General features: G+C 70.1%; 20 protein-coding genes and 1 pseudogene. 5 read left to right on the forward strand and 16 right to left on the reverse strand.

What is annotated here, in order from left to right; genetic code table 11:
• Positions 1 to 43 precede the first annotated feature (43 nt).
• The 3 genes from L324_RS09795 to L324_RS09805 all read right to left on the reverse strand — a co-directional run bounded on the left by L324_RS09795 (position 44) and on the right by L324_RS09805 (position 4,287).
• Positions 44 to 1,807 carry a hypothetical protein gene (locus tag L324_RS09795; protein WP_037305816.1) on the reverse strand — a complete coding sequence of 588 codons (1,764 nt, stop codon included), beginning with the start codon at positions 1,805 to 1,807 and terminating at the stop codon, positions 44 to 46.
• Positions 1,808 to 1,903: 96 nt separating this feature from the next.
• The gene (locus tag L324_RS40890; protein WP_051173812.1) at positions 1,904 to 2,788 is read right to left on the reverse strand and encodes an AMIN-like domain-containing (lipo)protein; all 885 of its coding nucleotides are present in this window, start codon (positions 2,786 to 2,788) and stop codon (positions 1,904 to 1,906) included.
• A gap of 326 nt (positions 2,789 to 3,114) precedes the next feature.
• On the reverse strand, positions 3,115 to 4,287 hold the full coding sequence (locus tag L324_RS09805; protein WP_152546781.1) for a hypothetical protein: 1,173 nt from the start codon (positions 4,285 to 4,287) through the stop codon (positions 3,115 to 3,117).
• 173 nt (positions 4,288 to 4,460) lie between these two features.
• Here L324_RS09805 and L324_RS09810 point away from each other — a divergent pair, with 173 nt between their 5' ends.
• Positions 4,461 to 4,943: a DUF6069 family protein gene (locus L324_RS09810; protein ID WP_051173813.1), complete on the forward strand. Its 483-nt coding sequence runs from the start codon at positions 4,461 to 4,463 to the stop codon at positions 4,941 to 4,943.
• A 1-nt stretch (position 4,944) separates the two neighbouring features.
• Here L324_RS09810 and L324_RS09815 read toward each other — a convergent pair whose 3' ends face one another.
• On the reverse strand, positions 4,945 to 5,835 hold the full coding sequence (locus tag L324_RS09815) for a universal stress protein (protein WP_037305818.1): 891 nt from the start codon (positions 5,833 to 5,835) through the stop codon (positions 4,945 to 4,947).
• Positions 5,836 to 6,012: 177 nt separating this feature from the next.
• Here L324_RS09815 and L324_RS09820 point away from each other — a divergent pair, with 177 nt between their 5' ends.
• Entirely contained in the window at positions 6,013 to 7,053 is a 1,041-nt protein-coding gene (locus L324_RS09820) for a zinc-dependent alcohol dehydrogenase family protein (RefSeq protein WP_037305819.1), read from the forward strand.
• Positions 7,054 to 7,112: 59 nt separating this feature from the next.
• Here L324_RS09820 and L324_RS09825 read toward each other — a convergent pair whose 3' ends face one another.
• From L324_RS09825 to ppsA, 4 genes are read right to left on the reverse strand one after another with little or no spacing between them, the layout of a single operon-like run.
• Positions 7,113 to 7,808 (reverse strand): CBS domain-containing protein, encoded by a 696-nt coding sequence (locus L324_RS09825; RefSeq protein ID WP_037305820.1) that lies wholly within the window; start codon positions 7,806 to 7,808, stop codon positions 7,113 to 7,115.
• A 22-nt stretch (positions 7,809 to 7,830) separates the two neighbouring features.
• A complete protein-coding gene (locus L324_RS09830) occupies positions 7,831 to 9,420 on the reverse strand; it encodes an ABC transporter permease (protein WP_037305821.1) in 1,590 nt (529 codons plus the stop codon).
• Complete coding sequence (locus L324_RS09835; RefSeq protein ID WP_037305824.1) at positions 9,417 to 10,319, reverse strand: ABC transporter ATP-binding protein; 903 nt, start codon at positions 10,317 to 10,319, stop codon at positions 9,417 to 9,419. The genes L324_RS09830 and L324_RS09835 overlap by 4 nt, the downstream gene beginning before the upstream one ends.
• Positions 10,316 to 12,556, reverse strand: coding sequence for a phosphoenolpyruvate synthase (gene ppsA / locus L324_RS09840; RefSeq protein ID WP_037305825.1), 2,241 nt, complete (start codon positions 12,554 to 12,556; stop codon positions 10,316 to 10,318). The genes L324_RS09835 and ppsA overlap by 4 nt, the downstream gene beginning before the upstream one ends.
• Positions 12,557 to 12,805: 249 nt before the next feature.
• On the opposite strand from ppsA, the gene L324_RS09845 reads away from it, so the two are divergent.
• Positions 12,806 to 13,981 carry a site-2 protease family protein gene (locus tag L324_RS09845; protein ID WP_037305826.1) on the forward strand — a complete coding sequence of 392 codons (1,176 nt, stop codon included), beginning with the start codon at positions 12,806 to 12,808 and terminating at the stop codon, positions 13,979 to 13,981.
• Here the strand turns inward: L324_RS09845 and L324_RS09850 are convergent.
• Genes L324_RS09850 through L324_RS09865 form a run of 4 tightly spaced genes read right to left on the reverse strand, consistent with a single transcriptional unit; the run spans position 13,971 to position 17,989 of the window.
• On the reverse strand, positions 13,971 to 16,232 hold the full coding sequence (locus L324_RS09850) for a heavy metal translocating P-type ATPase (protein WP_037305827.1): 2,262 nt from the start codon (positions 16,230 to 16,232) through the stop codon (positions 13,971 to 13,973). The two genes, L324_RS09845 and L324_RS09850, sit on opposite strands and share 11 nt — an antisense overlap.
• A complete protein-coding gene (locus L324_RS09855; RefSeq protein WP_037305828.1) occupies positions 16,229 to 16,885 on the reverse strand; it encodes a CBS domain-containing protein in 657 nt (218 codons plus the stop codon). The genes L324_RS09850 and L324_RS09855 overlap by 4 nt, the downstream gene beginning before the upstream one ends.
• The gene (locus tag L324_RS09860; protein ID WP_037305829.1) at positions 16,882 to 17,067 is read right to left on the reverse strand and encodes a hypothetical protein; all 186 of its coding nucleotides are present in this window, start codon (positions 17,065 to 17,067) and stop codon (positions 16,882 to 16,884) included. The genes L324_RS09855 and L324_RS09860 overlap by 4 nt, the downstream gene beginning before the upstream one ends.
• A gap of 28 nt (positions 17,068 to 17,095) precedes the next feature.
• Positions 17,096 to 17,989 carry a universal stress protein gene (locus L324_RS09865; RefSeq protein ID WP_051173814.1) on the reverse strand — a complete coding sequence of 298 codons (894 nt, stop codon included), beginning with the start codon at positions 17,987 to 17,989 and terminating at the stop codon, positions 17,096 to 17,098.
• Between the two features lie 464 nt (positions 17,990 to 18,453).
• Here L324_RS09865 and L324_RS40895 point away from each other — a divergent pair, with 464 nt between their 5' ends.
• Entirely contained in the window at positions 18,454 to 19,107 is a 654-nt protein-coding gene (locus L324_RS40895) for a hypothetical protein (RefSeq protein WP_051173815.1), read from the forward strand.
• Here L324_RS40895 and L324_RS09875 read toward each other — a convergent pair.
• From L324_RS09875 to L324_RS09885, 4 genes and pseudogenes are all read right to left on the reverse strand, one after another.
• Complete coding sequence (locus tag L324_RS09875) at positions 19,094 to 20,590, reverse strand: WS/DGAT domain-containing protein (RefSeq protein WP_037305830.1); 1,497 nt, start codon at positions 20,588 to 20,590, stop codon at positions 19,094 to 19,096. The two genes, L324_RS40895 and L324_RS09875, sit on opposite strands and share 14 nt — an antisense overlap.
• Positions 20,587 to 20,853: a DUF1918 domain-containing protein gene (locus L324_RS44255; protein WP_037305952.1), complete on the reverse strand. Its 267-nt coding sequence runs from the start codon at positions 20,851 to 20,853 to the stop codon at positions 20,587 to 20,589. The genes L324_RS09875 and L324_RS44255 overlap by 4 nt, the downstream gene beginning before the upstream one ends.
• A gap of 378 nt (positions 20,854 to 21,231) precedes the next feature.
• Positions 21,232 to 21,387, reverse strand: a pseudogene (locus tag L324_RS44415) (SPFH domain-containing protein); the annotation flags it as partial.
• The gene (locus tag L324_RS09885; RefSeq protein WP_235783480.1) at positions 21,384 to 22,499 is read right to left on the reverse strand and encodes an acyltransferase family protein; all 1,116 of its coding nucleotides are present in this window, start codon (positions 22,497 to 22,499) and stop codon (positions 21,384 to 21,386) included. The pseudogene L324_RS44415 and the gene L324_RS09885, both read right to left, overlap by 4 nt.
• Positions 22,500 to 22,568: 69 nt before the next feature.
• On the opposite strand from L324_RS09885, the gene L324_RS09890 reads away from it, so the two are divergent.
• A complete protein-coding gene (locus tag L324_RS09890; protein WP_152546782.1) occupies positions 22,569 to 23,234 on the forward strand; it encodes a CPBP family intramembrane glutamic endopeptidase in 666 nt (221 codons plus the stop codon).

Consider the following 23,234-nt stretch of genomic DNA (forward strand, 5'->3'; position numbering starts at 1 on the left):
GGGTCCGGACGGTCCGCGACACCACGGATCCCGTTCCAGCACTTCACCCGCGTCGACCCTCTCTGGCGACATCGACCTGCCAGGCGAACCAGTCCACGTCCTCCGGCTCGTCCCCCGGCGGTGTGCTCCGCGGGAAGTCACGGCGTATCTGATCCCGCAGGAAGTCGCGGAACCGTGGGTCGGCATGAAGCGGCTTGAGGTCGGGGTCACGGCCGATCCACTCCGACGCGAGCGGGTTGTCCGGCGCGTCGGCGACGAGCCGGAGCAGGTCCAAGACGCGGGCGAGGTCCGCTTTCCGCTCCGGGGCGGGGGCATGATCCCGGTCGGCGACAGTGAGGGTGAGCGTGCAGGCGAGGTTGTAGGCATGCTGCCACTGGTCCGTTCCCCCGATCCGCGCGCACAGCCGGTCCGCCTGGTCGCGAGCCTGACGCACAAAGACCGAATCCGCGACCCCGCCGTCGATCTGGCGGTTCCGGGCGCGACAGAAGAGCAGGGCCGACTCGGCCACGGCCACCTGCCGCCGCCATTCGGACCACGATTTCATCAAAGTCAGCCAGGAAGAACGCTCGGAACGGCGCCACAGGCAACTGGCGATCATCTTCGGCCAGGTCAGCGCGGCACGGTAGTCGGTGAGTTGCCGTTCGGCGTGGACCAGCAACGCATGCCGGAATCGGCACAGGTCCTCGGGCGCGTCGGAACGGGCGGTGGGGGCCAAGGACATACCGGCGCGACGCAGGTAAGTCACGATGTCGCGGTGTTCACGATCGTTCCGGTCCGGTAGCCAGCACGAGGCGAGGGCGTCGCCTGCGGCCATCACCAGTGACAGCCCGAGCCGGTACTGCGCGCGGCGGAACCGGGGATTCTCCGCGACGGTGCGGGCGTGAAGCCGCAGCGCGGCCAGCGGTAGCCCGCAGAGGTCGTCGAGCATCGCCAGCTCGTACCGGACGATTCCGGCTGCCGCGCCGTCGCGGGCCACCGAGGCCAGCCGGTCCCGCCGTATCCGCCGGTCGGCGACGACCTGCTCGTAGGTGGCCCCGGCCGCCGGTGCCGGCGGGCCGAGCAGGAATTGCGCGAGGTCTTCGGCGCGTTCTCGTACCGGCAAGATCCAGCGCGGGGTGGACCGGTCGCGCGCGAGGACCGCGGCGGCCACGAACGCGGCGGCGTGTTCGCCGGCATCACTCAAGCGAACACGGTCGAAGGTCGTCACCGCGACACTGCTGTCGGTGCGGCGGCTCCGGACGTCGACCGTCACCCACAACAGCGGGTCCGTGGCCACCTCGTCCGTCAGGACGGAGTCGAAGTCGGCGCAGCGCTCCGCGCGTAGCCGAACCACATACCGGCGTGGTGACGCGGTGAACAGCTCGGCGAGCCGGATCAGGGCGGCGACCAGAGTGCCCCCTTTGACCTCGCTGGCACTCACGATGGTGGCGACCTGGTCACCACTGGTCCCGCCCGGCACTCCGGCGGGCTTGCGCAGTGCCACGGCCGGCAGCCGGAATCCCAGTTCGGTCAGCAACTCCTTGGTCGCGGGAGTGTCGAATTCGACCGGCTTGGCGACATCGACCCCCGGGCTACCCCGCCACGCGGCGATCCAGTCGAGACCCACGATCGCCACCAGGCCGAGGATCGCCCACTGCCATCGGGCCAGCAGATCCGGCAAGCCAGGGACCCAGAGAAGGCCGACCGCCGACACGATGAGCGGCATGGCCAAGCGCAACGTCCGACGAGTGAACCCGAACGCCATCACCGCCAGGGAGAAGAGCAGCACAACGGTGACGGTCCATCTCAGCACCAGTGTGTCCACCACGTCCTCGCCCCCTCGACGGGAATTCCGGCCGCGCCTGTGCCCGGCGGGTCACCGCCGCCATCGAGACGGCGGTGGCCGGCAGACCGCGCCGTCCGGTCACGGCTCAAGGCATTCGGGAATCGAGTCGGTGTTCCCGGTGGGCCGCTCGGTACGGCCGGACGGGTCGAGGATCTTCACCCACCGAACCGCCGGGAACTGCTTGAGTGTCGCCATGATCTCGTCCGCGACGGTGAACGTGGAGCCGTGGCTCGAGCACCCTCCGGTCAGCTGGACCTTGGCGACGGAGCCGGTGATCGACAAGCCCGTGAACCCCGTCGCGTCGGAGTCGACGAACCGCAACCGTTGCGCGAGTTCCCCTTCGGTGGGACCCGCGAACAGCCGCTGCAGCGCGCCGCGCGCGAGTGCCGGAGGTATCACCGGGCGGCTGACCGCACGGGTGTAGGGCTCGACGCCTGACTCGAAACGGGTCAAATCCAGGAAATGCGCCCGGACGTCGACCGTCCGGAACGGCGTCGTGATGTCCAGGACGACCCGGCTGGGTCCGGTCAGGGTGAACAAGCGGAACGACGCCTGGCGTGCGAGACCGATTCCGAAGGTGAGCACCCCTTCGAAGTCGCCCGCGTTGACCACCTGCATCACGTTGGGCAGGGCATACGTCCGCCGAGGCGGCCCATAGGTGATGTCGCCGTTGTCGTTGTGACCGACGGCGGATGCCATCCGAAGGCGAAGGAACGCGTCTCCGACGATCGGCACCGGGTTCCCCGACGGATCGCCGATCACTTCCGGGACGTAAACCGCGTCGCGCTCGGCAGGCAGTGGACCGGCGAATTCGAACACCACCCGGTCGAAGTCGGTGTGGTGGGCCGCTCGGATCGCCACCAGTGTGGCCTGCTGAACCGGCGCCGCCGCGACGGGAAGCGCGGTGGCGGCCCCCAGGACAGGCAGCATCAGCGACACGGTGAGCAACGAAAGTCTGCGCATCACGAACTCCAGGGATCGGGTGCCACGGCACGGGGACGAACACCCTTCATCGTCGAAGTCCGGGGCCTGCGCCCGGCAGAGCCCAAAGTCCTCGCGGTAGCAGGCCCGTGGCCCCGCTTTCCCGGTCCGCCCGGACAGGGCCGCTCACTCTGGTTTCGAAGCGCGCCTTCGGTCGGGAAGAACGGCTCGTGGTGTCTTGCGCGGTAACGCGCGTGCGTGGGGACGTCTCCGGGGAAGGGCGCGACCTGAAGGGCGCTTTCCCCGCATACGAAGCGGGGAAAGCGCCCTTCGCCGCGTGAGACCCACACTCACTCAGGACCGCCGGATCACCGGCGCAGCCGCCACGCGAGCGCGTGCTGGAAGGTCCCGGCCCCGGTTTCGACCATCCCGGAGCCCACGGCGATCCCCTGGGCGTTGACCGCGTTGACCGTGCACGGAATCGTCGCCGAGGGACACGCGAAGTCGTGCACTTCGCCGTCTCGATCCCACCACACCGGTACCTCCCGATACGGACTCAGCACGGCGCGACCGATGGTGATGTCGTTGTCGCTCTGGTCGATCGCGTAGGCCAGCCTGCCCGTGGGGGGCAGGGCGAGCCGGGTGAGCCGGCCGTCTCGCCAGCGCACCGCTGTCGTCGTACCGAGGTCCTCGAAATAGGCCGAGCCCAGGATGGTCCCTCTTTCGTTGATCTGTGCGACCGAAACGCCCTGCCCCGGCAGGACGGTGCCGTGTCCCGCGGGATCCCAGACGACGCCCCCGATTCCTCCCGCGCCCACGTTGCCGATCACATGACCTCGGTCGTTCAGGTCGGTCAGCAGCGCGGGGCCCACGCCGGGCGGCGGGTCGAGCTTGTGCGGCACACCGGCGCGATCCCAGAGCCACGGGTGAATGTAGTCCTGCGGGTCGTATCCTCCACCGATGGCGATCCCGTGGTCGTTGATCGCAATGCCGAAGGGCCATCGCAGGCCGGGCAATTCGGGAAGAACGGTGACCTTCCCCGCACGGTCCCAGCGGACGACCTGCCCGACCAGCGGGTTGCTCCCTGCCCCGCCCAGGACGACTCCCCTGTTGTTGAGCGCGTTCGCTCCGAGGAAGGCGGCACCGGGCGGAGCCTCCAGGACGGTGACCTCACCATCGCGGTTCCAGCGCAGCGCACGCCGGCCGCCGTCGGCTTGCGACACGGTCCCGATGGCCTGCCCCAGATCGTTGACAGCGCTGGGCCGCGGGACCTCGGCGCTGTCCGGCAAGGTCTTCAACACGGTGAGCCTGCCTGCCCGGTCCCAGTTGGTCGGTACGTACGCCCCACCCGGACCGGCGGAACTCATACCCACGACGAAACCGGCGTTGCTCACATCAAGAGCTTCGGATGACACGACTTCGGAGATCTTCCCCAAGTCGAGGTAAGGGGTCTGTTGTCCAGCACTCGCCGGGGTCACCCCGGCGGCCATCCCCAACGTCAGCAACACCACGACTGCCCCGTTCGATGCGATCGATCGCATAAGCCCTCCTGTCGGAAAGTCCTGATCCGTCCAGGGTTTCGACGCCGAGAGGAACGCAGGAGGGGACAAGGTCCCGAGTTGACGGCCATGAGGACCGTGCGGGCCTAAAGTCCTTCGCCGTCAAGTTCGTCGGGCTCTACACGGCGGCCGCACCACCTTGCAGTGTCATCACCATGGAAAACGACTTCGAAACCGAAGAACGGCGAACGGTCAACGCGGGCAGGTTATGGGCGGGCGGTGCGGCGACGGCGGTCACCGCGGCACTCACCGCCGTGGTCGGCATCCTGGTGGCACGAGGACTGGTGAAGGTCCCGGTTCTCGCGCCCAGCGACGAAAGCGCCTGGGGTGGGGCCAATACCGTCACCTACGCGCTCGTCTCGGCCGCCGCGGCGCTGGCGGCGACCGCGCTGCTCCACGTCCTTCTGCTCACGACACCGAGGGCGAGGGCCTTCTTCGGCTGGATCATGGTGCTCCTCACCGCTATCACCGTGGTGATACCGCTCAGCCTGGGCGCCGGAATCGACGCGCGGCTCGCGACGGCGATCATCAACCTGGCCATCGGATTGGTGATCACCATTACGCTGTCCGGAGTCGGCGGCTCGGCGCTCCGGGAACGGCGGGGAACCGTGGCAGGCGGCCCCGGGATGGTCGCCTGAGTCATCCGGGCGGACGTCCCGTCGCCCGGACGACCATGACCGGACATCCGGCGTGATGGATCAGGGCGTGGCTGGTCGAGCCGATGGTCAGGCCGGCGAAACCTCCTCTGCCACGGCTGCCCACGACCACCAGCCGGGCATTCCCGCTCAGCTCGAGCAGGCGGTGCCGCGGCTTGTCCCTGACGATCACCTGGTCGACCTGAACCTCGGGATATCTCTTGCGCCAGCCCGCGAGACGCTGTCCCAGGACGCGGTTTTCGGTTTCGCGGACCGACTCTCCGGGGAAGGGCAGGGCGCCCTCGCCGGTGAACAGGCCCGCGACGTCACCGTCGTGCCACGCGTGCATGGCGACCAAGGGGGCCTTCCGGAGCGAAGCTTCCTCGAAGGCCCAGGCGAGCACTTCCTCGCTCAGGGGACTGCCGTCCACACCGACCACGACCGGGCCCGCCTGGCGCGGACCGCGGACGATCACGACCGGGCAGCAGGCTCCCGTCGTCAAGCGGGACGCGGACACGCCGGTGAACAGGCCCGCGACCTCTCCGGCCGGGGCACCGATCGCCAGAAGACGCGCGGTCGCCGAAACCTCGGTCAAGGCGGCGATGGGGCCCGTATCGACGGCGGCGGTCCGCACCTTCACGTCGGGGACCGCCGATTCGCATTCCGCGCGGAACTCGCGCAGCACCTCGTCGGTGATGGCTTCCTTCGCCTTCAGCCAGGTATCGGGAGGAAAAGACCGATTCCCGAACGGTGCGCCGTCGACGCCATAGGCCATCAGGAGCAGCAGATCCGTCTTGCGCAGGAACGCTTCGTCCACCGCCCACAGCGCGGCCGCCATCGAATGCGCCGAGCCGTTCACCGCCGCGACGACCGGTGCCGTTCCGAATTCCGTCATGAAGTGCTCCTCCGGCTCGCGAAGCGGACAGGGAACCGACTCCGCCGACGCTAGGCAGCCTGCGTTCGCCCGCGATGCGGCCGGACGTCACGGCCGGCCGGGGCTTTCGGCTCTGTGTGACGGGACGGCACAGCGAGACGCTCGAAGCCGCAACCCTTCCGTGGACTAGGAGAAAGCATGAAGGCACTGGTTTACGACGGTCCGGGGCGTCGAGCTTGGGTCGATCGCCCCCGGCCGGAGCTCGCCGCGGCGACCGACGCGATAGTCCGGGTGGACGCGGTCACCATCTGCGGAACCGATCTGCACATCCTCAAAGGCGACGTCCCGGCCGTGGAGCACGGCCGGATCCTCGGCCACGAAGCCGTCGGCACGATCATGGAGGTCGGCCAGGCGGTGACGACGCTGAAACCGGGCGATCGGGTGCTCGTCTCCTGTATCACCGCGTGCGGGCGCTGCGAATACTGCCGGAAAGGCGTCTACGGGCAGTGTCTCGGCGGTGGCGGCTGGGTGCTCGGCCACCGGATCGACGGTGTGCAGGCCGAATTCGTCCGCGTCCCGTTCGCCGAGACCTCGACTTACGTGCTGCCGCCCGGAGTGGCGGACGAGGCGGCGCTGATGCTCGCCGACATCATGCCGACCTCCTACGAGGTCGGAGCCCGCAACGGAAAAGTGCAGCCCGGCGACTGCGTCGCGATCGTCGGGGCCGGGCCGATCGGGCTCGCCGCCATCACCGCGGCGCACCTGTTCGGGCCGAGTTCCGTCGTGGTGATCGACAAGGAACCCAGCAGGCTCGCCGCCGCCAAGGACTTCGGCGCCGACGTCCTGCTCCAGCCCGGCGAGAATCCGCTGGGCGCGATCGCCGAACTCACCGGCGGCCTCGGCGCGGACGTCGCGATCGAAGCGGTCGGGCTGCCGGAGACCTTCGAACTGTGCACCACACTGGTCCGGCCCGGCGGGCACGTCGCGAACGTCGGCGTCCACGGTGCTCCCGCCACGCTGCATCTGGAGGACCTCTGGATCCGGGACATCACCATCACCACCGGCCTGGTCGACACCTCGAGCACCCCGATGCTGCTGCGGATGCTCGCGGCGGGGCGACTCGACACGTCCCGGTTCGTCACCCACCGGTTCGGGCTCGACGAAATGGACGAGGCCTACGACGTTTTCGCCCGGCCTCAGGAGAGCGACGCGCTCAAGGTCGCCCTCTTCCGCAGCTGACGACGTCCGGAGACCCGCCATCCGTCCTCAGTGGACGGATGGCGGGTCTTCCCATCCGGTCACGAATGCCGCTTCAGCGCCTCGATGACGCCCGTGCTGACCGGTTCCTCGATCGGCAGGTGACTGTCGTCCAGTCCCGCGGTGAGCCGCTCGCGGACATCGACCACACCGTCCAGCCTGCGGATCAGCGCCACGATCACCGGGATCATCCCGGTGCTCTCCACCTCTCCGCTCACCGTCACCACGCCGTTGTGCACGACGATCGACAAGGTGTCCGGATCGATCGACATCGCACGCCGGACGACCTCGGTCCGGACCTCTTCGCGCAGTTCCGAATCGGTCCGGAGGAAACCGCGCAGCAGATCGGACCTGCCGACGATGCCCACCAGCTTCGCGTCGTCGTCGACGACCGGCAGCCGGTGCACCCGGTGGTCCTCCATCAGCCGGACCGCCTCGTCCACCCCGGCGTCCCGCGACACGGTGATCGCGGGCCTGCTCATCAGCTCGTCGGCCCGGCTCCCGCGCACCTTGCGCCTCAGCCGGGGACGGAACCGCAGGAATCCGTGCCGGGTCTCCCGTTCCAGCAGATCGCGCTGAGAGACGACACCGGCCACTCTGCCCTTTTCGTCGACCACCGGCGCCCCGCTCAGCCCCCAGGACGTGAGAAGAACGGCGATCGCCTTGAACGGGGTTTCCGGCTTCACGGTCAGCACCTGGGTGCGCATCACCTCACCCACTCGACGGCGCGTGATCATCTCGATCTCCTTTCCGGAGGTTTCAGCTGCCGATGTCCCGGCGACGGAACCCCGCCACCCCCGCCGCGGCCAGCGCGCAGGCGATGAGGACGAGCCAGGGAAGGGACGCCATCCCCGCGGCCGAACCCGGCAGGTCCGGCAGATGGGTGAACGGCGAGAGGTTCAGGACCAGCTGGGGAACGCCGAAGAGCACGCCGAACTCGCCGACGACGACGATCGCGGCCAAGACGACCCAGACCAGGCCGAGCCTGCGCGGGACCAGGCCGAACAGGGCGCAGGCCGCCCCGGCGAGCACCCAGACCGCGGGTAGCTGCACCAGCGCCGCGGCGGTCAGGCGGCCGATCTCGGCGCCGACGCGGCCGGTCTGCGCTCCACTCGCGAGCCCCGCGCCCACCCCCGCGGCGAGGAGCGGGACGACGCTTCCGACGGTCGCGAGCGCCAGGTGGCCTGCCAGCAGCCGGGTGCGCGAGACCGAGGCGGCCAGCAGCGCTTCGACGCGAAACGCCTGCTCCTCGGTGTGCAGGTGGATGAGCGCGGAGACCGCGTACACCGAGACGACGACGCCGGCGATACCCAGCTCCAGCGCGAAGAACGCGTCCGACAACGCCTTTTCCCCGCCCAGGGCGCGAATGAGCTGTTCGGCCCGGGGGTTGTCGATGAACCGGCCGATGCCGTTGGCCAGATTGCCGAGCACGAGTCCGAGCAGCAGATAGACCGAGGTCCAGGCGAGCAGGCCGGTCCGGTTGAGCCGCCACAACAGTCCCCCGGTACCGCGCAGGCCGCGACCGGCGTGCGCGGGACCGCCACGGTCGGCCAGGAGACCCGCCCCCTGGTCGCGGCGGTCGTTGAGCCTGACCGCGAGCAGCAGGAGCAGCACCGTGCATCCGAGTGGCAGCAGGACGACCCACCAGCGCTCGCCCGCGAACGGCCGGATCTGCTGGACCCAGCCGATCGGGGAGAACCAGGACAGCCATTCCGGACCCGCGTCCCCGACGGCACGCACGAGATAGGCCAGCCCGAGCACACCACCGGCGATTCCGGTCGCCGGCCTCGCGGACCGGCACAGCTGCGCGGTGACCGCCGCGATCGCCCCGAACACCCAGCCCCCGGTCATCCAGCCCACGCCGAGCGCCACCGAGCCCGCCGGGGGCAGTCCGGCGGCGACCAGGCCACCGGCGGTGAGGATTCCGACGGCCAGGCCGGTCCCGCCGATGACCGCGAGCGCAGCCGCGAGCGGGGCGTGCCTGCCGAGCACACCGGAGCCGAGCAGGTCGAGCCTGCCGGATTCCTCCTCCGCGCGGGTGTGGCGGACCACCATGGTGATCATCAGCAGCGCGACCAGCGCGGCACCGAAACCGGTCAGTTTGAGCACCGCGGCGGCCCCGAGCGAGGTGGGATCGTAGATGCGCCCGTAGAAGGCGACCAGCGCCGGGACCGCGTTGACCGCCTCGGCGAACACGGTCAGTTCGCGTTGCGACGGATAGAGGTCCGCGGTGGCGGCGGCCGCGCCCGCGGTGGTCGCGGCACAGGCGAACGTCCACAGTGGAATACGAAACCGGTCGCGGCGCAGGGCGAGGCCGGTCAGCGCGCCCGTGCCGGTCAGCGCGCTCATCGGGGCTCCAGTTCACGGACCGGTTCACGGTAATGGCGCAGGAAAAGCTCTTCGAGCGTCGGAGCCTGACTCGTCAGGCCGAGCACGCCGATCCGGCCGAGCGCGGCGAGGACGGCGCTCAGCTCGGAATTGTCGACGGTCATCCGGACGGTCTCCCGGTCCTGGCTCAAGTCGTGTACCCCGGGCAGGGTGGCCAGGCCGTCCGGTGGTCCGGTCAGCCGCGCGGTGAGCGAGGTCCTGGTCAGGTGCCGGAGTTCGGCGAGGCTCCCGGTGTCGACCACACGACCGCCCCGGATGATGCTGACCCGGTCGGACAGGGCCTCCGCTTCGGCGAGGATGTGGCTCGACAGCAGCACGGTCCGGCCACGGTCGCGTTCCTCCCGGATACAGCCGCGGAAGGCGTCCTCCATCAACGGATCGAGCCCGGCCGTCGGCTCGTCGAGCAGGAGCAGTTCGACGTCGGAGGCGAGCGCCGCCACGACGGCCACCTTCTGGCGGTTGCCCTTGGAGTACGCGCGCCCCTTGCGGGTCGGGTCCAGGTCGAACAGCTCCAGGTAGCGGTCCCGACGGCGCGGGTCGATGCCACCGCGGAGCCTGCCGAGCAGGTCGATCACCTCACCGCCGGTGAGCGTGGGCCACAGCGACACCTCACCGGGCACGTAGGCGAGCCGCCGGTGGAGCGACACCGCGTCACGCCACGGATCTCCACCCAGGAGCCGCATCTCCCCCGCGTCGGCCCGCAGCAGTCCGAGCAGGAGCCGCAAGGTCGTCGTCTTGCCCGCGCCGTTCGGGCCGAGGAATCCATGGACCTCCCCCGTCCGGACGGTCAGGTCGAGGCCGTCCAACGCCACCGTCCGGCCGAAACTCTTGCGCACGCCGCGGAGTTCGATCGCGTTCACCGGGCACCGTCCAGCAGGATCCGGCGCTCGGCGGCCGCGATGGCGCGCCGGGAGACGTCGATCACGTCGGGGTTGACGGAGATCGACGTGATCCCGAACCGCACGAGGTGTTCCGCGAAACCCGGCTTCGCCGAGGGCGCCTGCCCGCACAGCGAGGACGTGATCCCGAGACGGCGTGCGGTACCGACGATGCGCTCGATGGTGTCGAGCACGGCGGGATCGGCTTCGTCGAACAGCTCCGCGCAGACCGCCGAATCCCGGTCCACCCCGAGCACCAGCTGGGTGAGGTCGTTGCTGCCGATGGACACGCCGTCGATGCCCATCCCGGCGTACTCCGGGAGCCAGTGCACCACGGACGGGACTTCGGCCATGATCCAGCGATGCAGGCCGCGCTGCCGTCCGAGCGGGCTCGCGTCGATCAGCTCGAGGCAGGCCTCCAGTTCCCACTTCGTGCGGACGAACGGGATCATCAGATGCAGGTTCGGTGTCTGCTCGCGGACCCGCGCGAGGGTCCGGAGTTCGAGATCGAACAGGTCCTTCTCCCGCACGTAGCGGAAACAGCCCCGGTACCCGATCATCGGATTGCTCTCGACGGCTTCGTAGGCTTCGCCCCCGGCGAGCCCGCGGAACTCGTTGCTGCGCAGATCGGTCGCCCGGTAGATCACCGGACGGGACCCGAACGGACGCGTGATCCGCAGCAGCGACTCGGCCATCGAGTCCACAAAGGATTCTTCTTCGCCCTTCGCGATGAGGTCGCGGGGATGGCGACCGCCGAGCGCTTCGGTGAGCAGGAATTCCGCCCGCAGCAACCCGACCCCGTCGACTTGGCGCGCGGCGACCTCCTCGGCGTGTTCGGGCATCGCGAGGTTGACGTACAGCCTGGTGCCGATCGCCTCCGGCACGGCGGCCGCCACGACCGGTTCGGTCCGGGCGGGAGGCTGGACGAACCCGGAACGCACCTCGCCCACGGTGCCGTCCACGGTGACGGGCCCCCGCCCCGCGAGTACCCGCGTCGCGTCACCGGTGCCGACGACACAGGGGACGCCCAGCTCCCGTGCGACGACCGCGGCGTGGCAGGTCATCCCGCCGCCGTCGGTCACCAGCGCCGAGGCCCGCCGGATGGCGGGGACCCAGTCGGGGTTGGTCATCGGCGCGACCAGTACCTCGCCGTTCCGCAGCTGTCCGCCTTCGGCCGGGTCGCGCAGGACCCGCACCGTTCCGCCGCCGATCCCCGGCGACGCGGCCAGCCCGGTGACGAGAACGTCCGGAGCCTGCTCTCGATCGGGCGGGAGGGTGGTGACCGGCCGGGACTGCACCACCCAGATGTCCTTGCCCGTCAAGGCGAACTCGATGTCCTGCGGCGTCCCGTAATGGTCTTCGATCCTGGTACCCAGCCGCGCGAGTTCGAGGACGATCGCGTCGTCGAGGACACGGCGGCCCGCCGCCTGGGTGGAGAGGGCGACCTTGACGTCTCCCCCGCCCACTTCGGCGATGATCTTGTGCGACTTGCTGCCGACCCGCGCGGAGATGACTCGCAGATCCTCCTTCGCCACCAGGTAGGTGTCCGGTTCGACGGCCCCGGAGACGATCGCCTCGCCCTGGCCGAACACCGCCTCGATCACCAGCCGGTCGCGATCGCCGGAACGCGGGTCCGCGGTGAAGAGCACCCCGGACCGCTCGGCGGGGATCATCTTCTGTACCACCACGGCGATCGCGGGCTCGCCGGTGAAACCTCGGCTCGCCCGGTACCCGATCACCCGGGGCGAGAACAGGGACGCCCAGCAGTCGATGATCCGCTCGCGGACGGCGTTGTCCCCCCACACGTTCGTGTAGCTGGCGTTCATCCCGGCGAACGAGGCCTCCGCGCCGTCCTCCCCGGTCGCGGACGAGCGGACCGCGATGGGTGTCGACTGCCCGATCCCGTGATAGGCGGCGGTCGCTTCCGCCAGGATTTCGCCGGTCATCCCGGCCCGGTGGACGAGAGCGGCCAGCTCGTCGCACAGGGCGGAAAGCTGCTCCGGCGCGTCAGCGGACGCGATCGCCTTTTCGTGCAGTGCCGCGATTTCGGCCCGCACGCCGGCTTCGTCCAGTGACGCCAGGTATGCCTCGCGGAGCACGACGAACCCCGGCGGTACGGAGAAGCCCGCGCCGATCAGCTCACCGAGGTTGGCGCCCTTGCCTCCCGCCGATTCGGCGTCGGCGAGGCTGACCGTCGACAAATCGCGTACGTAGCTCATCGCTTTCCTTCCGGACGTTGGCTTCCACGGGACAATGCTCACCGGAGACCCGGGTGTCGCTCTGCTGCCCAAGGTCCCGGCGCCGCGGGACTTCGTCCCCACGCCGGTCGAACCGGGGTCGTCCCGGCTCGGCGGACGTCCCTCCGATCGGGGCTCTTCGGCCCTAGGCGCCCGTCCGCGCCCCGAGAATCGTTGAACGGATCCGTTCCGTGAAACGCCGGTCGACGACGCCCGGAGAAGGGGAAGCCGATGTTCCGCACCGCTGTCCCGCTCGGCCGGTGGGCCGGAGTCCTCGTGCGAGCCCACTGGTCGGTGCTCGTCGTGCTCTTCCTGATCACCGATCTCCTGGCATCGGGTGTGCTGCCACAGGCGGCTCCCGGCGCGAGTCCGGGGTGGTACTGGGTCACCGGTGTTCTCACCGCTCTGGGATTCCTCGCTTCGCTGCTCCTTCACGAGCTTTCCCACGCCGCCGTCGCCCGGCGGCACGGTGTGGGAGTCAGGCGGATCACGCTGTGGATGCTCGGCGGCGCCGCGGAACTCGAAGGCGAACCGCCGACCCCGAAAGCCGATCTGCGGATCGCCGCGGCGGGCCCGGTCACCAGCCTGCTCATCGGTGGTATCGGGCTCGGGACGGCCGTCCTGGCGGCCGGTGCGCTGCCGCCGCTGCCGGTCTGCGCGCTGGCCTGGCTGGGGGGCGGCAACCTTCTGCTCGCGGTGTTCAATCTGCTGCCGGGCGCGCCGCTGGACGGGGGCCGGATCCTGCGGGCGGTCATCTGGTGGCGACGGGGCGACCGTGCCCTGGCGGGAAAGATCGCCGACAGATCCGGTCAGGTGCTGGGAGCCGCCTTGTGCGTGGCGGGGTTCGCGGAGTTGCTCTTCCTGGGCCGGTTCACCGGTCTGTGGCTCGTCCTGCTCGGCTGGTTCCTGATCTTCGCGGCGCAGGCCGAGTTCACCACGGGCTCGTTGCGCGAACGGCTCGAAGGGATCCGGGTGGGCGACATCATGAACGCCTCCCCGGTGATCGCGCCGGGCTGGTGGACGGTGGAGGCGTTCGCCGGCTACGCCGCCGACGCGGGTCATGAGCGTGTCTTCCCGGTGCTGTCGTTCGAGGGCGTACCCGTCGGGGTCGTCAGCTTGGCCGATCTGATCCGGGTCCCCGCCGACGCCCGGCCCTCGACGAGGGTCGCCGACGTCGCGCGGAAGGATCGCGCGGTCACGGTCGTCGGCGTCAACGCCCAGGTGGCCGATTTGATGGAGCAAGGGTTTCCCCGGGCAGGGCGTGACCTGATCCTGGTCACCCGATCCGGCGCGCTGGCCGGGGTGGTCGGCGCCGGCGATCTGGCACGGGCCCTCGAACTGGCCGCGCTGGACCAGCGTCCGCGGACCGCGGACGACCCGAGCGGAAGTCCTTCCCTCAAAGCGTGAAGTAGGCCTCTTCCTCCTGCGCGAAATGGAGGGTGAGAATCGCGTCGAGGCCGTAGAGAGTCGCTCTGAGATCGTCGACCTGGTCCGTTTCGATGCCATCCGGCGCCTCGTCCAGGTGACGGCGCAGACGGCGGACCAACCGCTCGATCTCGGTGTGCTCCCGGCTCATCGTGACCGTGCCCTCCGGTCCTCCCAGTACCTCCGCGAGCGCTGGGTACAGCTGCTTCTCCTCGGCCTGTTCGTGGGGCAGCAGCCGCTCGGTGAGCAGCCGGCAAGCGTGCCGGACCGCGTCGTCGGCCCGCTGTCCCGCGCCCTCCGCCAGTGCGTCGGCGGCCAGGCGGACCGCGGACCGGACCGAAAGCAGGGTTTCGTGTTCTCCGGCGAATCGCCGGACCAACTCGTCCGGTGCGCGTCGGCGGGACGATCGTGGCGAGAACACTGCCCGGAGCGAGTTCCCGATGACGGCGACATCGATTCCCTCTTGCACCAGCGCCCCCAGCACCGGTGCCAGCCAGCCGCCCGCCGCCGCGAGCATGGCGAGCACGGACAAACCGGTGCCGATCCCGGCGCTCTGCAGCGCGAGCCGGTGGGCTCGGCGGGCGATCTCCACGGCGTCGGCCAGCCGGTCGATGCGGTCGTCGAGGATGACCGCGTCAGCGGCTTGGGCGGCGGCCGTCGAACCACGGGAACCCAGCGCGACGCCGACCGCGGCGGCCGCGAGGGCCGGAGCGTCGTTGACGCCGTCCCCGACCATGGCGGTGACCGTCTTCTCGTTCTCCCCGCGCACGAAGGCGATCTTGTCGGCCGGGGTGCATTCGGCGTGCAGGCCGTCGAGACCGAGCATCGTCGCCACCTCCTCGGCGTTTCCGACTCGATCGCCGGTGAGCAGGACGATCCGCGTCAATCCCGCCGCACGCAGACGGCGGAGGGTCCGCGCCGCGTCCGGCCTGAGCCGGTCACGCACCAGCAATGCGCCGACCGGCCTTCCGTCCTCCTCCACCCAGATCACGGAGGCCAGATCGAGCCTTCCCCGTCGTTCCACGCCACGCGCCCAGCCGGGAAGCTCCCCTTCCGATCGCCTGCCCACGCGGATCTTCCTGCCGTTCACCAGCCCCTCGGGTCCACGACCCGGTGTCTCGGACACGGCCTCGGCCCGCGGCCGCTCGGCTCCCACGGACTTCGCCGCGCGCAGAACGCATTCGGCGAGTACATGCGGGGAGAATTCCTCGACCGCCGCGGCGAGCCCGAGCACGCGGTCGGCCGAGTCCTCCGGGGCGCACACCACGGCGATGACCTCCGGGCGGCCGGCCGTCACCGTCCCGGTCTTGTCCATCGCGAGGGTGCGTACCCTGCCGAGCAGTTCCAGCGCGGCGCCGTCCTTGACGACCACCCCTGACCGGGCCATCCGCGACATCCCTCCGGTCACGGCGACCGGTACGGCGAGCAGCAGCGGACAAGGCGTCGCGGTGACGAGTACCGCGACCGCGCGTTCCGGGTCGGCGGTGAACACCCACGCCAGTGCGGCGATGGCGAGTGCGACCGGAATGAACCAGACCGCGACACGGTCCGCCAGCCGCGCGATCGGGGCGGTGGCCGACGCGGCCTGTTCGGCCAGCCGCACGACCCCCGCGTAGGTACTCGCTTCGGCGGTCACGGTGGCCAGCACTTCGACGACCGCACCCGCGTTGACGACACCGCTGCGAACCGCGTCATCCGTGTGGTCGACGGGCTCCGCCTCCCCCGTCAAGGCGGACTCGTCGAACGTCCCTTCACCACGGACCGTCCCGTCCACCGGAACGACTTCACCGGGCAGTACCACCACCACATCGCCCGGGAGCACGGAAGCGGCCGGAACCTTCTCGACAAGGTCACCCCGGCGTACACGGGCCGAGGTCGGCGCCCTCGCCAGCAGCGCGGAGAGGTCACGTCCGGCGCGGCGCCGTGCGGCCGCTTCGAGCACACGGCCGGTGGCGACCATCGCCGCGATGATCGCCCCGGCGAGGTATTCGCCGACCGCGACGGTGCCGCCGAGCGCGAGCACCGCGAGCACGTCCGCTCCCCACCGGCCCGCCCGCAGGTCGGCGAGCACCCAGAGCGTCGCCGGTACGAACACCACCGCGGTGGCTCCGGCCCAGAGCGACGACGCCACCGCCGGGCTCACGAAGTGGGCGAACCCGCCCGCGGTGACCATCGTCAGCACTCCGGCCAGCAGAAGGATCTCCAGGGAAGGAATCCATCGGGGTCTCGTCATCCAGCCGTCCCGTTCGTCTCGTCGTCCCACGAGAACCCGACCTGGTCGACGACGGCGACCACGCCGGTGATCCGGCGCACCAGCGCCTGTAGGAGTTCCGCCTGGCTACGGCGTTCGACTTCACCTCGCAAGGTCACGACCCCGTCTTCGACGTCCGCCTCGACGCCGCCCCGCGAGGGACGCCGGACCAGCCGTGAGATGTCCCGGGCGACCTCTTCCCGGATTTCCGTGTCCGTACGGACGAAGGCGCGGACGAGATCCGCCCGGCTGACGATCCCGGTCAGTTTGCCCTGGCTGTCGACCACCGGAAGTCGCTTGATCCGGTGGCCCACCATCAACCGGGCCGCCTCCACCACCGGAAGCCCGGCTTCGACGGTGACCGCCGGGGCGCTCATCACGGTCTCCGCCGTGCGTCCGTCCGATGTGGACCGGATGCCCGGCACCCTCGCCCTCGGCGCCGTGGCCGCCTCGACCTGTTTGAGCAGCAGGTCGGCTTCGGAGACGACACCCACGACATCGCGATCGCCGTCCACGACGGGAACGGCGCTGATCCCCCGGCCGGCGAGGATCCGCACGATGTCCGCGATCGGTGTGCTCTTCCGCACCGAACAGACCTCCCGGGTCATGACGTCGCGGACGGCCGCCCCGGTCATGACGGACGCTCTTCGTCCTCTTCGGACGGTTCGTCACGCTTCTTCGCGCGATAGGACTCCGCGGCGAAGTACCTCCTCATGGCGGTCTCCGCCAACTCGGCCGACGAACGGGACGAGCCCGATCCGGCCGCGACCGCCTCCCGGGCTTCCTTCGCCGCACGTGCCTTTTCGACGTCATTCATGTTCTTTCTCCTTCCGGGGATCAGGGATTCACTTCCTGGTGTCCGAGTGGACGACGGCGACCGGACACGGAGCCCGGCGGGTCAGACCTTGGCTCACCGAGCCGAGCAGCATCCCGGCGAGAGCACTCCGGCCGTGGGTCCCGACCACGATCAGCCCCGCCCGTTCGCCGTATTCCCGCAGCGCCCTGCCCGCTCGTCCGCGAACGACAAGACAACCGAAGGGGACGTCCGGATACTCGCTCGCCACCGAAGACACCTCGGCGGCCAGAGCACGCCGCTCGGAGTCGTGGACGACCTTCGATCCGCCGAGACGCCGCGCTTCCCGCCGGCCGGGGCCCAGTTCGCTCCACGTCCTGAGCGCGGTCACCGAGGTTTTCAGCTCCGACGCCTCCTGGAAGGCGAACCGCACCGCGGCCGCGGACGACGGCCAGCCGTCGACTCCGACGAGTACCGGACCCGGACGCGCGTCGCCCTCCCGGACGATCACGAACGGGCACTGTCCGTGGGCCGCCAGCGCGAGTCCCGAAGAACCGAGCAGGACCTGGCCCACCTTTCCGAGCCCACGGGAACCGAGGACCACGAGGGCGGCCCGGCGCGATTCCTCGACGAGCACCGCCCTCGGGTCTCCCTCCACCATCTCCGTCGTGACGTCCAGCCCCGGAACAGCCCGCGCCGCGGCCCGCCCGGCGGCGTCCAGCCGCCGGATCCCGGTCTCCCGCATGGCTTCACGGACCTCCGCCGCCGTGACCTCCAGACTGGGGTAGTCACGTCCGGCCGGCGCGTACGCGTGCACCAGCCGCAACGGAAGACCGCGACGACGGGCTTCGGTCGCGGCCCACCGAGCCGCCTCCACCGCCGACCGCGAGCCGTCGATCCCGGCCACCACCGGGTCCGGCCGTCCGTCATCGAACCTTTCCGCCATCTCGACCGCCTTCCACCGATCACTACGGCCAAGCCTGCCCCGGCCGCGACGGGCGGGTCAGAGCCTCGCGCCCCGGAGTGCCGGGTCGTTGGCCCGCCCGGCGCGGGACGTTCTGCCCTGTCGAGGGGTAAGGCGAATGTGGTGTGATCGACTCGCTGCTGTGAAAGGCCCCTTACCCACCCTCCGGGTAGCGAAGGAGGCCCATCGGTGCGGCTGACGTCGTGTGTGGAGGATTGGGGACGGTGAACGTCCTGAATCCTCCACGCTCGGTCTCGTTGACGAGGAATGCGGGCACGATCCGCGCGACGATGCGGGAATCTGGACACTCAACGTCCCGATTCCCGCATCGTCAAGCCCCGCGGCCCCGAAACCACCACCTCGCGAAACCACGCGAAGGACCTCAAGTCGGAGACCTCTCTTCGGGTTGGGGAGAACCTTGTCTTCTCCGGAGAGGAGAACTCGCCATGCCCATCACCGGAGCGCGATCGCCGTCCGCGGACCTGCCCGCCGAGCGGTTCGGAGGCACAGCGGGCACGGGCCACGGCTCCGCCGCGGAGCCCTCTCTGCTCGACGTCTTCGCGCCGCGTCCGGCCTTCGTACTCGCCGAGACCTCGCCGGTCGACGCGCCGGCCGCCGCGGTGTACCGGGCCATCGGCGAGCTCCGATCCGCAGACGTGCCTTCGCGGGTGGTTCGCACGCTCGTCCGCGTACGAGGACTTCCCGAGACTCTCCGCAGGCATGGGCACGCCCCGGATCTCGGTGAGATCGTGCTCGGCGAACGAGGCACCTTCCTCGGCGAGCGGCCAGGGCATGAGATGGTCCTGGGCGCGGCGGGCCGGTTCTGGACCCCCGTACCCGAATGGTACGAGGTCACACCGGAATCGTTCCGCGAGTTCGACCATGCCCGCAGCGGCACGATCGCCATGGCATTCTCCGTCGAGCCGGGTACGGGGACCGGCAGCCGGTTGACCGTCGAGACCAGGATCACCGTCACCGACCCGTCCGCGCGGCACGCGATATCGCTTTACTGGCACGCGATCCGGCCCGCCGCCAGGTTCACCACCCGGGCGCTGCTCGACACCATCGCCGCGCACGCCGCCACGCTCACCGATTCGTGAGCGCGGCGGCGTCGGTCACCGCCTCCGCCAGCGCGGCGACCAGACGTCCGGGGTCGGGGACGAGCGACCGATCGGTCCCGAAACCGAACCGGACGAAGCCCGCGTAGCTGAACACGCAGACCGTGACGGCCTGCTTTCCGCTGCACGGCGCCCACCCCACGATCCCTTCGACCCGGGCGCCGGCGAGTTCACTCGGCCGGCGCGGGCCCGGGACGTTGGTCAGCACTCCCACGGTCTTGGCCGCGAAGAACCGGGTCAGCGGTTCCGAGATCACCGCGGGCGCCCGGCCCGCCAGCCACTGGACGCCGAAGGTGAACATCGGCTCCAACGACTCGCGGATACCCGAGACACGACGATGGACGGCATCCAGTCGTTCACGGAAGTTCCTGTGGTTCAGCGGAAAACCAGCCAGGATCAGGGCGAAGTCGTTGCCCAGCTCAGGCGGCAGTGTGTCGTCGAAGCTCGTACGGCTCACCGGGATGAGCCAATTCATCTCCTGGCGCTCTTCTCCTTGGGCTTCTTCACGGGCGTACCGCTCGAAGGCGGCCATGACCAGGGCGACACAGACGTCGTTCACACTCGTTCCGGTGGCATGGCCCACGGCGGCGAGAAGAGCCAAGGGCACGGCCTCTCCCCAGGCCGCCGTCTTCTCCGGACCGGGATCACCCGACCAGAGCGCGCCGGAGGCGGCGGGCGCCAGCAGTCTGAGCACTCCGTCGGCGGTGTTGCGGACGGTGAATCCCTGCGACATCAGCCATCTGAGCACGGTGCCGGGCCGTGACGGCAGGGCGGAGGACACGACCTCGGCGACGGCACCGGTGACCCCGGCCGCCGCGGTCAGGCCGAGCAGCGGCCAGCCGAGCGTCAGGCGCGCGACAGGACCGTCCAGCCGTTCGCCGAAACCGTTGAGCGCCTTCACCATTTTCGCCGCGACCCTCGTTGGCGCGCGGGAGGAATCGGGTCCCCGTGGCCCCACCCCACCGACCCGCGCCGGTCCGCCGTCGTCCCCGTCCGCCGGGTCGAACAAGCCGAACAGCACCTGGACCAGGCGGATGCCATCCGCCATGGCATGGTGCGAGCACAGGACGACGGCGCTGCCGGAGCCATACCCGTGGAGAAGCTCCATGGTCCACAAAGGATGGTCCGGGTCGAGGAGCCGCCCTCGGCGCGCGGCGACGAGGTCCTGCAGCACCTCCGTGGTACCCGGCGCGGGCAGCTCGCCCACCGTCAGGTGCCTGTCCAGGCTGAACTCGAGGTCGTCCTCCCAGTACCAGGCATCACCCTCGCGGACCGGCCGCCGGGTGAACACCGGATACCGGCCGATCAACCGGTCGGCGACCACACGTCTCAGCCGGTCCTCGTCCACTTCGCTCGCCGTCCACAGCACGGCGGTGATGAGCATCGGATTGTCGGGCGCGTCCAGCTTCAACCACAAGCGGTCCTGGGCGTTGATCGGACGGCGCGACCGGCCCGCCCCGGTCACGACCGGTGCCGCGTGGCGATGGCCTCCTGCACGGCCGCGAGCCGGGCGCGTTCCGCCTCGTCCGCGGCGTTGTGCTCGGCCTCGGAGACGATCACGGCGTCGGAGCCGGGAAACACCGTGGACACATGGTCGTCCTGCGGCCAGCGCACGACATAGGGTGGCGCTCCGTCCGGGGAGCGGACTTCGATGATCAGCCCGCACTGGTCCGGTTTCCCGACGGCCGGGCCCTTGATGACGAGCCAGTCACCGCGCTGCGCACGCATGGTGCCGCCTTTCCGCCCCGCCACCTGGCGTGACAGGTCATTTGACTGTTGCCAGTGAGGATTCCTGGTGCTTCTCGGAGTTTCGCTGCCGACAAAGGAGTTCAACGCACGGAAGCTGTCCATCAGCTGCGCGGGGAACACGATCGTCGAATTGCGTTCGATCGCGATCTCCGAGAGGACCCGCGGATTCCGCGACTGCAACGCGACCGGGTGGGCGGCGATGACGTCCGCCGCTTCGGCGAGTTCGTCCGCGGACAACGCCTCTCCCGCCGCGGCGATGATCTTGCCGCGCTTTCCCGTTCCGCCTCGGCCTCGCGTACCATCCCCCGCTGCATCGACTCGTTCAGCGCCTCGGTCGTGATCACCCGCTGGGACCGAAAGGGCATGGTGACCGCGCAGGCTGACCTTTCGCATCCTGTCCGCCAGCGGGATCAGGAAACGGATCCCCGGCTCACGGACCGGACGGAGCCTGCCGAACCGGAACACCACTCCCCGCCCGTACTGGCGCACGATGGCGAGGCCGAGGTTGCTCATTCTCCATCCCTTCCCCGCGGTTCACCGATCCCGTCGTTCACGGTCCCCTTCCCGCCGGCCGCGGTGGAGGGCCGAAGGTCCCGTCGTCGCCCGGCGCGAGTCCGTCTTGCCCCGAAGAGCAACAGGAACGGGAGAGTGCACAGCAGCGGTCCGAGCACCGCGATCGGCCGTTCCAGCCACCAGATGACGTCCGGGGGCCGGTCATCGGAGACGCCGCTGCCGAACACGAAGTAGACACACGCCTTCGCCAGTGCCATCCCGGTGGTGTGGAAGAGGAACAACGGCAGGGCATAGGTGCTCAGCATGCCGATGAACCGCTGCCAGCGCCGTTTCCCCAGTCGCCGCTCGAAGAACGGCCGGGTCACCTCGGCGAAGCCTGCCTGGAACGTCAGCAGCGCGACGATCACGAACGTCGGGGGTGCCATATTCGACAACCGGTCCCCCGGGACGCCGACCATCGAACCGGGATACAACCCGGAGAACACCAAGCCGGCGAGGCCGAACAGACCGGCCCAGAGCAGCGCGTGACCCCACCGCCGCGGCGCGTCCACGACCCGGTGATAGAAGAACCCGGCCTGGTGGGCGAGCCCCCATACCGCGATCATGTTCACCCAGCCCGCCCGGTCGAGGCCGTAGCGGAATCGCAGGACGTCGGCGCCCAGCGCGACGCCGCCAAGCCAGACCAGGACCACGACGTCGAACTTCCGGTGCAGCCACAGGCTCACGGGCAGAAGCGCCAGCAGACCGACGTACACCGTGAGGAACCACAACGGGCTGATGATCAACAGCACCGCACCGCGAATCCAGCGTAGATTGAACAGCGAAGCCGCCGTCGCGCCGAGCACGGCCCAGGTCAGCACCAGCACTCCGGCGGGCACGACGAGATGCGTGATCTGGTGCCGGACATACGACGCGAGTGAATCGCCCCGCTCCCTCGCCCGCCGCCAGGACACCAGATGCACGTATCCACCGACGTAGAAGAACATCGGCATCACCTGCAGCAGCCAGGTGAAGATCCACAAGCCGGAGAAGAAGCCGAGGGGACTCGTGGGCATCGGCCCGTCCGGCGTCCACCTCAGGATGGTGAACGCCCAATGCCAGACCACCACCACGATCAAGCTGACCGAGCGCAGCCAGTCGACATACGGCTCCCTCGCCGGGTGCTCGCCGTCACCGTCTCGGTGCTGCTGCTCGCCGCCGCCACGGTGCTCGCGAACCGGGTGCTGCCCGGATGGGCGTATCCCGTGTGCGGGGTCGTGACGGCGGCCGCGCTGATCGCCGTCGCCAGATTCTCCGGCCTCCGGCTCGCGTCGATAGGGCTCGGCAGGCACACCCTCGTCCGCGCCGCCGTCATCGGCCTCGCGGGCGCCGGGCTGGTCGGCCTCGTGTTCGCGGTGGCACTGGCCGTGCCCGGGCTCCGGACCTTCTTCGAGGACGGCAGAGTCGGGACGCCGGGGGCCGGGCAGCTGCTGTGGCTCGCCCTGCTCCGCATCCCGCTCGGCACCGTCCTCCTCGAGGAAGTGGCCTTCCGAGGCGTTCTCCCGGCGCTGCTCGGGGCCGGTGAGCGCTGGCGCTGGGCACCGGTTCTCGGCGCCGCCGCCCTGTTCGGTCTGTGGCATCTGCTGCCCTCGCTCGCCTTGCTCCGCAACGCCGCGGTCGGCGCCACCCTCGGCGGTCTCCCGCTCCCGGTGGTATCCGGGCTGGCGATGGTCGCCGCGGCGGGCGCCGGGATCTTCCTGTACTGGTGGCGGCACTGGGGAAAAGGCGTCCTGGCACCCGCGCTCCTGCACTGCGCGACCAATTCGGGCGGCCTCGTCATCGCCTGGTGGGTGCTTTCGCATCCCTGA

The organism is Amycolatopsis orientalis DSM 40040 = KCTC 9412, assembly GCF_000478275.1.
Taxonomy (GTDB): domain Bacteria; phylum Actinomycetota; class Actinomycetes; order Mycobacteriales; family Pseudonocardiaceae; genus Amycolatopsis; species Amycolatopsis orientalis.